Source organism: Bacillota bacterium (assembly GCA_040754675.1).
In the GTDB taxonomy this organism is placed as follows: domain Bacteria; phylum Bacillota; class Limnochordia; order Limnochordales; family Geochordaceae; genus Geochorda.
This window is the reverse complement of record JBFMCJ010000065.1, coordinates 1-12,603: the sequence shown is the minus strand read 5'-3', so window position 1 is coordinate 12,603 and position 12,603 is coordinate 1. Positions and strand designations below refer to the sequence as shown.

The 12,603-nt window shown below is 68.1% G+C and carries 15 protein-coding genes; 10 read left to right on the top strand and 5 right to left on the bottom strand.

Annotation, left to right across the window (positions count from 1 at the left end):
- From pstA to AB1609_05890, 9 genes are all read left to right on the top strand, one after another.
- Positions 1 to 544: phosphate ABC transporter permease PstA (pstA, locus tag AB1609_05930; protein MEW6046006.1), on the top strand; the 544-nt coding region annotated here is incomplete at its 5' end.
- Positions 545 to 707: 163 nt separating this feature from the next.
- The gene (pstB, locus tag AB1609_05925) at positions 708 to 1,454 is read left to right on the top strand and encodes a phosphate ABC transporter ATP-binding protein PstB (protein MEW6046005.1); all 747 of its coding nucleotides are present in this window, start codon (positions 708 to 710) and stop codon (positions 1,452 to 1,454) included.
- Between the two features lie 12 nt (positions 1,455 to 1,466).
- Positions 1,467 to 2,432 (top strand): ATP-binding cassette domain-containing protein, encoded by a 966-nt coding sequence (locus AB1609_05920; GenBank protein ID MEW6046004.1) that lies wholly within the window; start codon positions 1,467 to 1,469, stop codon positions 2,430 to 2,432.
- A complete protein-coding gene (locus AB1609_05915) occupies positions 2,429 to 3,733 on the top strand; it encodes an ABC transporter permease (GenBank protein MEW6046003.1) in 1,305 nt (434 codons plus the stop codon). Before AB1609_05920 ends, AB1609_05915 begins: the two co-directional genes overlap by 4 nt.
- Positions 3,730 to 4,386 carry a phosphatase PAP2 family protein gene (locus tag AB1609_05910; protein MEW6046002.1) on the top strand — a complete coding sequence of 219 codons (657 nt, stop codon included), beginning with the start codon at positions 3,730 to 3,732 and terminating at the stop codon, positions 4,384 to 4,386. The genes AB1609_05915 and AB1609_05910 overlap by 4 nt, the downstream gene beginning before the upstream one ends.
- Entirely contained in the window at positions 4,383 to 5,324 is a 942-nt protein-coding gene (locus AB1609_05905) for a site-specific DNA-methyltransferase (protein MEW6046001.1), read from the top strand. The genes AB1609_05910 and AB1609_05905 overlap by 4 nt, the downstream gene beginning before the upstream one ends.
- Before the next feature lie 80 nt (positions 5,325 to 5,404).
- On the top strand, positions 5,405 to 5,932 hold the full coding sequence (locus AB1609_05900; GenBank protein MEW6046000.1) for a hypothetical protein: 528 nt from the start codon (positions 5,405 to 5,407) through the stop codon (positions 5,930 to 5,932).
- An 18-nt stretch (positions 5,933 to 5,950) separates the two neighbouring features.
- Positions 5,951 to 6,334, top strand: coding sequence for a hypothetical protein (locus AB1609_05895; protein MEW6045999.1), 384 nt, complete (start codon positions 5,951 to 5,953; stop codon positions 6,332 to 6,334).
- On the top strand, positions 6,331 to 7,485 hold the full coding sequence (locus tag AB1609_05890) for an endospore germination permease (protein ID MEW6045998.1): 1,155 nt from the start codon (positions 6,331 to 6,333) through the stop codon (positions 7,483 to 7,485). The genes AB1609_05895 and AB1609_05890 overlap by 4 nt, the downstream gene beginning before the upstream one ends.
- Here the strand turns inward: AB1609_05890 and AB1609_05885 are convergent.
- The 5 genes from AB1609_05885 to AB1609_05865 form a co-directional block, all read right to left on the bottom strand.
- Entirely contained in the window at positions 7,448 to 7,678 is a 231-nt protein-coding gene (locus AB1609_05885; GenBank protein ID MEW6045997.1) for a hypothetical protein, read from the bottom strand. The genes AB1609_05890 and AB1609_05885 overlap by 38 nt on opposite strands.
- Positions 7,679 to 7,710: 32 nt before the next feature.
- On the bottom strand, positions 7,711 to 8,985 hold the full coding sequence (locus AB1609_05880; GenBank protein ID MEW6045996.1) for a Ger(x)C family spore germination protein: 1,275 nt from the start codon (positions 8,983 to 8,985) through the stop codon (positions 7,711 to 7,713).
- Positions 8,982 to 10,703: a spore germination protein gene (locus AB1609_05875; protein MEW6045995.1), complete on the bottom strand. Its 1,722-nt coding sequence runs from the start codon at positions 10,701 to 10,703 to the stop codon at positions 8,982 to 8,984. The genes AB1609_05880 and AB1609_05875 overlap by 4 nt, the downstream gene beginning before the upstream one ends.
- A 76-nt stretch (positions 10,704 to 10,779) precedes the next feature.
- A complete protein-coding gene (locus AB1609_05870; protein ID MEW6045994.1) occupies positions 10,780 to 11,817 on the bottom strand; it encodes an NADH:flavin oxidoreductase/NADH oxidase in 1,038 nt (345 codons plus the stop codon).
- Positions 11,818 to 11,913: 96 nt separating this feature from the next.
- On the bottom strand, positions 11,914 to 12,204 hold the full coding sequence (locus AB1609_05865; protein ID MEW6045993.1) for a hypothetical protein: 291 nt from the start codon (positions 12,202 to 12,204) through the stop codon (positions 11,914 to 11,916).
- Positions 12,205 to 12,340: 136 nt separating this feature from the next.
- Between AB1609_05865 and AB1609_05860 the strand changes: the two genes are divergently transcribed.
- Positions 12,341 to 12,603: hypothetical protein (locus AB1609_05860; protein ID MEW6045992.1), on the top strand; the 263-nt coding region annotated here is incomplete at its 3' end.

The window sequence follows — 12,603 nt, the reverse complement described above, 5'->3', positions numbered from 1 at the left end:
GGTCAGGGCTCTGACGGACGCCCTCACCGGCGTTCCGTCCATCGTGGTGGGCATCTTCGCGTACGCGGTCGTTGTCCGCCCCATGGGGCACTTCTCGGGCTGGGCCGGCAGCTTTGCGCTCGCCGTCCTGATGCTCCCGCTCGTGGTGCGCACCACCGAGGAGATGGTCAGGCTCGTGCCCCACTCGATCCGGGAGGCTTCCCTGGCCCTGGGGATCCCCCTGTGGCGCACGGTGCTGCGTGTGGTGCTGCCGGCGGCCTGGCCCGGGATCCTGACCGGGGTGCTTTTGGCGCTGGCGCGGGTGGCGGGCGAGACGGCGCCGCTGCTCTTCACCGTGCTTGGCAACAACTACTGGCACCGCAGCTTCAACGAGCCCATCGCGGCCCTGCCGCTCCAGATCTACGCGTACGCCAAGTCCCCGTATGAGGAGTGGCACCGCCAGGCGTGGGGCGCCGCCCTGGTGCTGGTGGCCCTGGTGCTCTTGACCAGCATCCTGGCCAGGCTGGCAACGTCCCGCCGGGTCGGTCGAGGGGTGCGCCGGTGAGAGAGGAGGAGACGGGCATTTGAGAGGGGGGCTGCGCGGCCGGCCGGAGGCACGGGTCGGGCCCGACGGGGTGGTGGCCACGTCACCCCTGCTCAGGGAGCTTTCGACCCGCCGGCCTCGGACCCGGGCGGACGGCCTCACGGCAGCCGGCGAGGAGTTCGCCATGGCCGCCGAAGAATTGTACGCCTGGTACGGCACCACCCAGGCGCTGCGTTCGGTCACGCTGCCCATCCGGTCCCGGGCGGTAACGGCCATTATCGGCCCGTCCGGCTGCGGCAAGTCGACGCTGATCCGCTGCTTCAACCGCCTGCACGAGGTGGTGCCGGGCGCCCGGGTTTCCGGGAGGGTGCTCCTCAACGGCCAGAACATCTACGACCCCCGGGTGGACCCTGTGGAGGTGCGCCGCCGGGTGGGCATGGTGTTTCAGAAGCCCAACCCCTTCCCGACCATGTCCATCTTCGATAACGTGGCGTCCGGCCTCAAGCTGATGGGGGTGCGGGACCGCCGGGTGCTCGCTGAGGTGGTGGAACGCAGCCTGCGGATGGCGGCGCTTTGGGACGAGGTGAAGGACCGGCTGGACGATAGCGCCACAAACCTCTCCGGGGGCCAGCAGCAGCGGCTGTGCGTCGCGAGGGCCCTGGCCGTCGAGCCCGAGGTGCTGCTGATGGACGAGGCGACGTCGGCGCTCGACCCCATCTCGGCGGGCAAGGTGGAAGAGTTGATCACCGAACTTCGGCGAACTTACACCATCGTCATCGTCACGCACAACATGCAGCAGGCGGCCCGGGTCAGCGACTACACGGCCTTCATGCTGCTCGGGGAACTGGTGGAGTACGGCCCGACGGAGGCGATCTTCACCAACCCCACCGACGAGCGAACGGAGGCGTACGTGACGGGTCGCTTCGGGTGAAGGGAGAAGGGGATGGGTCTCGCAGTCGAGGGCGTGGCCAAGCGCTTCGGCGCGGTGCAGGCCCTCGAAAACGTCACGCTCAGGGTGCCGAAGGGGGCTGTCTTCGGCCTCATCGGCCCGAACGGCGCGGGCAAGACCACCACGATGCGCGCCATCTTGCGCATCGTGCGGCCCGATGCGGGCCGCATCACCTGGGAAGGGCAGCCGGTGGAGGCGCTGCCGTACACGGCGTTCGGCTACCTTCCTGAGGAACGGGGACTCTACCCCCGCATGCGCGTCCGGGACGAACTCGTCTTCTTCGGTGAACTGCACGGCATGCCGCGGCGCCGGCTCAAGGAGTCCCTGGAAACCTTCGTCGAACTTTTGCGCATGGGCGACATCATCGACCGCAAGGTCGAGGAACTCTCCAAGGGCAACGCCCAGAAGGTGCAGTTTGCCGCCGCCTGCCTCCACGAACCCCCCCTCGTCATCCTGGACGAGCCCTTCGCCGGGCTCGATCCGGTCAACGTCCGCCTCTTCAAGAAGGCGGTGGGGCATTTGCGGGAGCGCGGCACGACGATCCTGTTCTCCAGCCACCGCATGGAGCACGTCGAGGAGCTGTGCGACGGGCTTTGCCTCATCAACGCCGGCCGGGTGCTCGTGGAAGGCCGCGTGGACGAGGTGAAGCGTTCGACGGGGCGCCGGGTGCTGAGGCTGGCGTGGGAGCCCTCTGCGGACGGTGTTCCGGCCGAACAGTGGCGGTGGTTCGACAGGCTGCGAAGCGAGGGCCTGAGCGTCGCCGAACGCCCCAACAACGTCTGGCAGGTGAGCTGGAAAGACGACAGCGAGGGCAGCTACGGCCTCGCCGACCGGCTGGTGCAGGCAGCCGGCCAGATCGGCCGGCTGCGGCTGTTCGAGCTGACCTACCCGTCGCTCGAGGATGTCTACGTTGAGGTGGTCGGCACGCAGGCGCTGGACAGCGAGGAGGGGGCGGCGTGAAGGCGACGTGGGTCATCGCCCGGAGGGAGTTCAAGGCGCTCGTCGAGTCTCGGGCCTACCTCTTCGGGACGGTGGTGGGGCTGGTCGCCATTCTCGCGCTCTCGTTCCTGCCGGCGCTGCTGGCGGGGCTGGAGGCGCCCGAGGCCACTTCCGTGGCGGTCGTGGACGAAGCAGGCGGTGTGTTTGAGCAGCTTCAGGCCGTCGAGCAGCAGCTCCCCGCCTTCATGCGCCCCCTGATTGCGTGGGAAGCGGCGGGCGGGGCCAGCGGTAGCGGGACAGGTACGGAGATGAGCCCGTCCGGCGAGGACGGCCGCACGTACCTCATCATCCGGCGGGGCCCGGACGGGGAGTTGGAGTTCGTGCTGCGCGGGCAGGACGTGCGGGGCTCGGTGGTAAGAGGGCTGCAGCAGCTGGCAACGCCGGTGGCCGTAAGTGACCGCGCCAGGCGCTGGGGGATCGCCTCCGACGTTGCTGCGGCGCTGCAGGCCCCGGCCGTCGTGCGAGTCGAGGCAGGGGGTGCCGGGCCGGGTGCGGGAGAGGTACCGGGTGTGGCCACCGAGGCCGCGCCCGGGCAGTGGGGGGCCGCAGAAGCGCTCGCGTGGCTGCTCATGTTCATGCTGTACATGACCCTGATCCTGTACGGTTCGGTGGTCTCCAACGGCGTGGCCGCCGAGAAGGGGAGCCGGATCGTCGAGATGCTGCTGGTTGCGGCGAAGCCGGGTGAGCTCTTGCGCGGCAAGCTCTTGGGGATTGCCGGAGCGTCACTCGTCCAGTACGCAGTCTGGGGCGCGGCAGGAGCGCTGGCCTTCCTGATGCAGCGGGGCTTCATCCGGGAGTACCTCACGCGGCTTGTGGGCGTTCCTGTTGAACTCGGCGGCGTGCCGCTGTGGCTGGTGGGATATCTCACGCTCTTCTTCCTGTTGAGCTTCGTGAGCTTCGGAGCGCTGTTTGCGGCGCTCGCCTCCCTGGCGAGCCGCCCGGAGGAGGCGTCACAGACTGTCTGGCCGGCCGTGACCCTCATGGTGGCCGGATACATGGTGGCGATGATGGCCCTGGCAGGTCCGGCATCCCGGCTGGCCGTCATCGGGTCGATGCTGCCGTTCGTCGGCCCGATGGTGATCTACACCCGCATCGCCATGGCATCGGCGCCTGCCTGGCAGGTGGCCGGCAGCGTCGCCGTCTCGGTGGTGACGGCCTGGCTGACGTTGAGGCTTGCCGAGCGGGTTTACGGCGGTTCGCTCCTTCAGACCCGCCGTACCGGGTGGCTGGCTGCGATGCGCCAGGGGTGGGCCGGGCGATGAGCGGCGTCCTGGCCATCGCCCTCTACACGGCGGCGATGCTGCACGCAGGTGGCGCGGGCAGTGGTCTTCCGGAGATGGCGGCCTCCCTTGCGGCAACTACGCCTGTTGCCCGGGCCGATGCGTATTTGGCCGGCATGGCAGGAGGGCCGGCGGATGAGCCGGCCGGCACGAGTGCGAGGCGCGCCGAAGACCCGCTGCGCCGGCCGATGGAACTGGCCACGGCTCTGGGCTCCGGCGGGGGGCTTGCGGCCGTGGTGGGGGTGACCGCGCTGGTCGACCCCGGTGCAGCGCTCTCGGCGGCAGAGGCTGGCGTGGGCACAGGGCTCGTCACGCTGGCGCACAAAACCGTGCTGGGGCGGGCCCGTCCTCCGGCGGGGGCCGGCCCCTACACGATGACCGGGCCGCTTTCCCTCGAGGATCTGTACCAGTCCCTTCCCAGCGGCCACACCTCCGGGGCCACGGCCGTGTTCGGGGCGTTGGGTAGAGCCTTTCCTTCGGCGGCGCCTGCTCTCGAGGCGGTGGGCGTCCTCGTGGGGTTGAGCCGGGTCTACCTCGGGCTGCACTGGCCGAGTGACGTGGCGGCCGGAAGGGGCCTCGGCACCTGGTGGGCTGAGGCCGCCGCAGACAACCGGGGGGGCGCGCCGGTGCGATGAACCGGGGGGACGTTCCGCCCCCGAGCCGTCCGGTGCGCAGGCGGCCTACCCGCACCAGCGCGTTCGGCGTATCGGGCCGGATCAGCCACGACTCGACACCCTTCTATAACAGCCGGCTCTATCGTTCGCTGGCCACTCCGGCGGCGGGACCCGGGGGCGCCGGTCGAGCGGCGGCCAGCCCGGGGCAGGAAAACCCGGTTCCCGCCGAGGTCATCGATCGCGTCTTCTGTGCGGACAGCCGCCGCATGGCGGAGCTGCCCGACGCAAGCATCCACCTCATGGTGACCTCCCCGCCGTACAACGTGGGGAAGACCTATGATGCCGACCTGAGCCTGGACGAATACCAGGCGCTTTTGCGCGACGTCTTCGCCGAGACCTTCCGGGTACTCGTCCCGGGCGGGCGGGCGTGCGTCAACGTGGCCAACGTGGGCCGCAGGCCGTACATCCCCTTTCACCACTACGTCATCGAGGCCATGCTCGGCGTGGGCTTCATCATGCGGGGCGAGATCATCTGGAACAAGGCGGCGGCCTCGGGGAGTTCGACCGCCTGGGGAAGCTGGTGCTCGGCCACGAATCCCACGCTGCGCGACGTCCACGAGTACATCCTCGTCTTCAGCAAGGGGAGCCTCGCGCGGCCTGCGAACGGACGGCGCAGCACCATCAGCCGGGACGAGTTCCTGGAGCTTACCAAGAGCGTCTGGACCTTTCCCACCGAGTCCGCCCGCCGGGTGGGGCACCCCGCACCTTTTCCGGTCGAGCTGCCCCGCCGGCTGATCCAGCTGTACACCTTCGCCGGGGACGTGGTGCTCGACCCGTTTGCCGGAAGCGGAACCACCTGCGTGGCTGCGCTTCAGACGGGCCGGCACTTCGTGGCGTATGACATCGATCCTGCTTACGTGGCACTTGCCCGGCGGCGCATCGAGGCGGCCCGGACGTAAGGCGCCCTGCCGAGCCCGCCTTCCCGGCATAACGCCTCGTGAATAAGCCTTGCGGTATCCGGGGACGGTACGTCCGAACGATGGAAACCCTCAAGGGGAGACGCGCCGCCGTGGCCCACGATGCCCTGGACAAGGATACCATCCGCCAGATCATCGCCGAGGAGGTGCGCCGCCACCTGGCAGCTAAGGGCGGCGACCGGGGCCGGTCCGGTGTTTGGGTGATGCGGCCGGTCCCCCTGGTCCAGGGGATTGCGCCGGTGGAGCGGCAGGCCCCCTCGGTACCGGCCGGACAGTCCTCCGACGTGTTGATGACTCCGGCGGCCATGGGCATGGCGGGCCAGGAAAGCAAGCTGGCCGTGCCGGGGCAGGCCGTTGCGCAGCAGCCGCAAGGCCAACAGCAGGGCAACAGGCAGGCACAGCAGCAACAGCTCAACCGGATTGCCCACGTGCTTGCCAATACCCAGGTGCAGATCTCCCGAATCCTTGAGGGCAGCCTGCGAGACCTGCACGAACTGGTGATCAGGGCCGAGGTGACGGCGGAGAAGGTCCGGAGCATCCTCAGGCGGACCGAACCCACCCGGGAAGCTAACCGGCCCGGCGGCCCGTAGGCGTGAGGAGGTCCTGAGGTGCCCATGACCAAGGAGGAGAAGGAAGAGATCCGGGCGGTCGTCGCAAGCGAACTTCAGGACGTCCTGCGCCAGGAGATGGCGCAGTGGTGGGCGGAGTCGGTGCTCGCCCTGTCATCGGGCGGCCAGGCCAACCAGGCGGCGGGCGCGGCGGGGGCCGGTAGCCACAACCCGCAAAGCCACGGGGCGGGGCAAACAGGTTCAGGTACCCGGGGGGATGCGGTGGATATCGAGCATCTCGCCCGGATCGCGAGCTCTCTGGCGCGTACCCAGGAGATTACCACCCGGGACATGGAGTCGAGCATGAAGCGAATCCGCAGCATCCTCGACGAGCTGGACCAGATGGCCGAAAAGCTCGAGGGACGTCTAGCCGAGATAGAATGAAGGGGCCTGCCGACAGGGGGCGCATCTCGTCGCTCCAGGGCGGCCTTGTGATCGTTAGCGTCATTCTACCCTGGGCTGTCTTGTTTGTCCCCTTTCTCTCGACAGAGGTAGCGAAGCAGGATGCCTGGCTGTCGGCGATTCCCATGACGCTCTTTGGCCTTGGCATCTCCCTGCTGACGCTGGCACTGGGGCGGCGGTTTCCTGGAAAGACCCTGATCGGGATCATCTACACCGTCCTGGGCAAGCCCATCGGCTTCGTGGTGGGCGCTTCCTACGTCTGGTGGTTCGTCACCGTGGGGGCGCTCACGGCCCGGGGCTTTGCCGAGTTGATCAACACCATGATCCTGCCCCGGACCCCAATGATCGTCGTGTTGGGCAGCATCACTCTGGTAACGGCCACGGCGGTGAGGAGCGGCATCGAGGTGATGGTTCGCACCATGCAGGTGGTGACTCCCGCGTTCCTTGCCTTCTTGGGCGTTCTCGGCATATTGTCCCTGCGGGACGTAAATGCTCAAAACCTGCTGCCGGTGCTCGAGAACGGGGTACGCGCACCCTTACAGGGCGCGTACGTCGGGGCGGGCTTTTTTGGGGAGTCCATTGTCGGCCTCATGGTGGTGCTGCCGTTCCTCAACCGAAGGGAGCAGGCCCCTCAGGCGCTCATCGCACCCATCTGGTTTCTCGGGCTACTGGGTTTGACAAGCTCGCTCTGGTATATAAGCGTGCTGGGGCCCGAGGTGGCCGGGCGGCTTGCCTTCCCGGCCGCAGAAATCGCCCGGTTCATCAGCATCGCCGCGTTCCTGGAGCGACTGGAGGCCCTTGCCGTCGCCTTCTGGATGCTTGCTAACTTCGCAAAGCTCGGCGTCGGGTATTACGCGGCGGCCACGGCCCTGGGCGAACTCCTGGACCTGCCCGACTTCAGGCCGCTCACCTGGCCTGTTGGGCTCCTGATAGCCGAGTTCTCCGTACACCTGTTCAGCAACCAGACCGAGTTCTTTGATTTCATTCGCTTCTCGGCCACCCCTTACATGGCCCTGTTCGAGTTGCTCATCCCGCTCCTCTTGTGGGCCGCAGCGTCCGGTCGGAGAATCGGCGCAGCCAAGGAGCCGCGCTCCTCTATCTCAGGCCAAGCACCTTCTCGCCCAGCGGCCTGAATATCGCCTCGATGGCTTTCGCCGGGTTAGGAACCGGCAGTTGCAAAATCATGGCCACACCCAGTGCGACGGCCAACCCCATGAGCACCCAGAAGGCGATGAACTCGCGCCTTCCCCCGCCGTATCGCCGGATGCGGGGGAGTTCGTACCACACCAGGAGCCCGACCAACACGAGAAAGCCGGCGACCAGCACCCTTCGTTCCTCCCAATCCGATGCGGCCGGCCCTACCTGCCCTTCAGCATTCGCCTGAGATCGTCTGCCTTCAGGAGCTCTTGGTCCTTCATCCCGACCGGTCGAGCGGCCAGCCCCGTCCGCCGGATGGCCGCCCGGACGTCCACGTCCAGCTCGACTTCAGGGAATATCTCGTCCCAGCGTGCCTTGAGCTGCTTCCACCGCCGGGGGTCGGCACGCCGCACCGCCTCGCCGAAACCGAGGACGTCGGCCCGCAGTTCCTTCTGCACCTTCAAGGCGCTGAGGCGGATGCGTTGGGCAATGGATTCGGACAGTTCCTCCTCGAGCAGCTTCAGCACCTCGGGGTCGCCCGTATCGACGACCGCCGCGTTCTCATTGAGGTCCTGCTCCGAGGAGACCTTGACCTCCATGATGATGCGCTCGCCTTCGAAGCGGGGCCTCAACTGGCTCGAAACCCGCACCAGCTCGAAGCTCACGTACCGGCCGGGCCGTCCAAGCGTGACCGTGGTGACGGCCCTCCTCAGTTGGCTGCGCACCCATAAAACCCCCCGAGCATCCGCGTTGTCCAGATACCCGACGAGCCTGTCCCCTTTGAACACGGCAGCGCCGGTGATGGCGGGTTGAGGGGGGTCGCTGCGCACCAGGGGGTTTGCGCCACCCCCCGAGCCCTCAGACAGCCCCAGCATACCCGGCTCCGTTGCGCCGCTGCGCACGACCTGCACGCGAGCTGTGATGGGTTCCACTCCCTCGCTGGACAGCATGTTCGCAAGGTCCCGCACGTTGGTGATGACGCCGGTCCGCAGGGCCTCGATTTCCCGGATGGCTCTGGGCGTTACAAGGTCGATGGCTGGCATGGTGGCCAGCACGTCGGCGGCCTTCCCCTGGACCACCGAGACGACGGCCCGAAGCCTGGGCTGGCGATGCCGAGAGAAGAAGTCGACGATCTGGGTAACCCCCTCGTAGGCAAGGTCCTCGCCGATGAGGATGACCGCGTTGTGCGCCCAGAACAACCGGCGCTCGATTTTCTCCTGCATCAAGTCTATGGCCTCCATGACCGTCCGTCCCTGCGCCGCTCTCGTGGTGGTAGGGGGGAGTTGCGGTCCGCCGCCACCCGGCGAGCCGGGCGGTCGAATGCGGGAGGGGATGGCCAGGGCGACGGTGAGCTTGAGGGAGCGGGGCCCTGCCTTGTCCAGCGCCATCCCGGTGACGATGCCGAGGTCGTTCACCTCGACCCGGTCCCAACAGCCGGCCGTTGCCACGGCCAGAAGGCTCAGCTGGGCAATCAGCACGAACCGGAGAGGCTTCAATCTCCGTTTTCCTCCCACGGCTCCGGGCCCGGCTTCACGCGGCGCGGCTGCCGGCGAGGGTTGGGGTAACCGACCAGGCGCGGGCGAAAGCCGCGCAGCCAGATAGGCGGCCGGAGCGCCACGTCGATGAGATCCCCGGCGGTGAGTGGCGCAACGGGAGAGAGGTAGGGGATGCCGAAGCTGCGAAGCCCCGCGAGGTGAACGAGAATGGTCAGAAGGCCGATGATGACCCCGTACAGCCCCAGGGTTGCGGCCAGGAACATCAGCGGAAAGCGCAGCAGCCGGATGGCGATTCCGAAGTTGAACCGGGGAAACGTGAAAGACGCGATCCCCGTAAGCGCGACGATGATGAGGATCGGGGCGCTGACGATGCCGGCCTGCACTGCGGCCTGCCCGATGACGAGCGCTCCGACGATGGTGACAGCCTGGCCCACGGTTTTGGGCAGCCGGATCCCCGCCTCCCGGAGTGCTTCAAAAGAAACCTCCATGAGGAGGGCCTCCACGATGGACGGGAACGGGATCCCCTCCCGCGTGGCCGCCACCGTGAGGAGCAGTGCGGTGGGCAGCATCTCCTGGTGGAAGGTGGTGATGGCGATATACATGGCCGGGAGCATCAGGGCGATCAGGGCAAACAGGTACCGTAGGACGCGAAGCGCCGTGGCGATGAAATACCGCTCGTAGTAGTCTTCGCTCGCCTGCAACAGCGCCCACAGCGTGATGGGCACCACCAGGGCGAAAGAAGCCCCTTCGGCCAGGATGGCCACCCGGCCCTCCAGCAGGTTAGCAGCCACGATGTCGGGCCGCTCGGTGGCCAGCACCTGGGGGAACGGGGAGTACGGGTCGTCCTCGATGAGCTCTTCGATGTACGCGGTGTCCAGGATGGCGTCGATCTTGATGCGGGAGACCCGGCGCTTCACCTCCTGGATGAGGACGTCGGGCGCCACCCCCCGGATGTAGGCGATGGCGATGTCGGTACGGGAAAGATGGCCGACCCGTAGGACGTCCAGCTTGAACTGAGGCGTGCGGATGCGGCGGCGCAGAAGGCCCATGTTGGTCCGGAGGCTCTCGACAAGCCCCTCGCGAGGTCCCCGGATGACGGATTCGGTCTCCGGCTCGTCGACGCTCCGGTGTTCGAAAGCGGTGACCCGGAGGAGCAGGGTTGAACTCTCGCCATCGAGCAGCAAAGCCGCGTCGCCGCGCAGGACGCCGTCGGCAAGTTCCCATATCGTCGTGGCCGCCCGCACCTCAGAGAGTGCGACCACGTGCTGCTCCAGAAACGCCCGAACCGCGTCGGCGGTGGGGGGCCGACCCCGTGTGGGGAACGCGTCATACAGCAGCGGTTTGAGCACCGAGCCGTCGAGCCGGGCGCCGTCGACCAGGCCGTCGAAGTAGACGAGGGCCGCCTCTCTCCCCCCGGCAATCCGGAAGGTACGAACCACCCAGTCCGAGCATTGCTCGAACAGGTGCTTCAGCGCCTGCAGGTTGAGGGACAGGGTGTCGCTGAGCGGGAGCTCCTCCAGGCTCTCGGTGGCCGTCAGGAGCACCTGGAGCCTCTGCGCCCGGTCTTTGATGGATCCGAGCTCTTCGATGCGCTGCTCGTAGCGGGCAAGGACCCGGGCTGCCTCGGCCGAGAGGGCCTTCAGGCGAAGGCCTGCAGCTTTGCCCTCGAAGTCCCCGTTTGAGACGGCTGGTTCTTCGCCCCTGTTGGGTCCAGACATCAGCGCACCGCGTCTCCGAGTCGGCTAGACATTGGCAGGAGTAATCTTTCCCGGGGAACCGGTGTCAAGATGCGGGCTAGCGCCGCGCCCGCAGGTATTGCCGGGGCCAGGGCGGCTCGTCGCCCAAGGCGGTGGCGGCCTGCAGCGGCCAGTAGGGGTTGCGCAGGAGTTCCCTGCCCAGGACCACCAGGTCGGCGTCGCCCCGCTGCAGAGCCGATTCGGCGTGCTCGGGCGTGGTGATGAGCCCGAGGGCGGTGGTGGCAATGCCGGCCTCGTGGCGGATGCGGCGGGCGTTTTCGAGCTGGTAGCCGGGGGACGCCGGCGCCTGGGCCCCGCTCATCCCGCCCGAGGAGCAGTCGATGACGTCGACCCCCACCTCTTTGAGAGCGCGGGCCACGGCGATGGCCTGCTCCACGTCGAAGCCCTCGGCTACCCAGTCGGTCGTGGAGAGCCGCACGAACAGCGGCCGGCTGGCGGGCCACGCCTTGCGAACGGCCGACACCACGTCCACGACGAACCGCATGCGGTTGGCAAGCGTTCCGCCGTACTCATCGGTTCGGCGGTTGGTGAGCGGGGAGAGGAACTCGTGCAGCAGATACCCGTGGGCCGCGTGGACCTCGACGACGTCGAAGCCGAGTTGTGCCGCCCAGGTGGCCGCCCGCACGAACGCCTGGCGCACCTTCGCCAGTTCCGCGGCGTCGAGGGCTTGAGGTGTGACCCAGCCGTCGCTGAACGGTAGAGCGCTGGGCCCCACCGGGTGCTGGGGGCCTCGACCCTTGGCGGCCGAGAACGCCTTGGCCCCGGCGTGGGCGATCTGGATGCCCGCGGCCGCCCCCTGGCTGTGGATGAACTGCACGATGCGGCTCAGGCCGGGAAGCTGAGACGGGTCGTAGAGGCCGAGATCCTGCGGGCTGATGCGGCCGCGGGGTTCGACGGCGGTGGCCTCGAGCAGGATGAGCCCGGCGCCGCCGGTGGCGCGGCTTCCGTAGTGCACCAGGTGCCAGTCCGTTGCGCAGCCGTCCTCCTGCGCCGAGTACTGGCACATGGGCGACATGACGATGCGGTTGCGGAGTTCGACGTCGCGAAGGCGCACCGGAGAAAACAGCAGCGACACTTCCACCACTCCCTGAACTTACAGCGTAGGGGAAGGTCGCCACCGGCGCAAGCAGCCCGGGCCGTACGGACCAGAGCCGTACGGCCCGGCCGGCGCTCAGCGGAGCAGGGAGGCCACCAGAGCGCCCACGACGCCGAGCACTGCCACGGCCGCAAAAAGCCCTCGTGCCAGGCGTTGACGGGCCGCCTGCCGGATCTCCGGGTGGTCGCCTCGCGTCACCACCGGGATGCCCGCGAGGAACTCCCGGGCGGACTGGGGCTGGACGTATTGCGCCTTGACGGCGTCCCGGGGCGAGAAGTCGGGGCAGGAGCGAGCGTTGGGACGTTCGGGACGGCGGCAGGCGTCGCCGTAGTCGTACTTGCAGTCATCGCAAAGATAGGGCGGCACGGTGTCACGCTCCCCCTATCGGGTACAGGCGAAAACTATTGCCCCCATAGTGTACCCGGTCGTCCTCTCGTATTACCATTCGGGAAGGAATGTACGCTTACGGCAATCAATGGTGACGGCGGTGGGGGGAAGCTTCGTGGCAAGGCACTTCCTCGGGATGGCGAAGGTGTTCGCAGCAGGAGGCCTGTCCGTGCTGTGGCTGCTGGCGGCCCCCGTCGCGGCGGAGGCGTCGGGGGCGTGGCTCGTGATGGTGCGCCCGGATACGGCGTTTCCGGGCGGGATCGAGCTGAAGTGGGAGGCCGGCGGCCGCTGGTGGGGGGCCGGGCTCGAGCTGGATGCCGGAGCGGCGCGCCCGCAGTCGCTGTGGTTGGAGCGGCAGTGGGGGCTCGGCCCGGATAC

Bases quoted from the DNA above. Each gene is read 5' to 3' on its own strand.
- AB1609_05920 (MEW6046004.1), top strand. From the start codon at position 1,467: ATGGGTCTCGCAGTCGAGGGCGTGGCCAAGCGCTTCGGCGCGGTGCAG.
- pstB (MEW6046005.1), top strand. From the start codon at position 708: ATGGCCGCCGAAGAATTGTACGCCTGGTACGGCACCACCCAGGCGCTG.
- AB1609_05910 (MEW6046002.1), top strand. From the start codon at position 3,730: ATGAGCGGCGTCCTGGCCATCGCCCTCTACACGGCGGCGATGCTGCAC.
- AB1609_05875 (MEW6045995.1), bottom strand. From the start codon at position 10,703: ATGTCTGGACCCAACAGGGGCGAAGAACCAGCCGTCTCAAACGGGGAC.
- AB1609_05900 (MEW6046000.1), top strand. From the start codon at position 5,405: ATGGAAACCCTCAAGGGGAGACGCGCCGCCGTGGCCCACGATGCCCTG.
- AB1609_05905 (MEW6046001.1), top strand. From the start codon at position 4,383: ATGAACCGGGGGGACGTTCCGCCCCCGAGCCGTCCGGTGCGCAGGCGG.
- AB1609_05890 (MEW6045998.1), top strand. From the start codon at position 6,331: ATGAAGGGGCCTGCCGACAGGGGGCGCATCTCGTCGCTCCAGGGCGGC.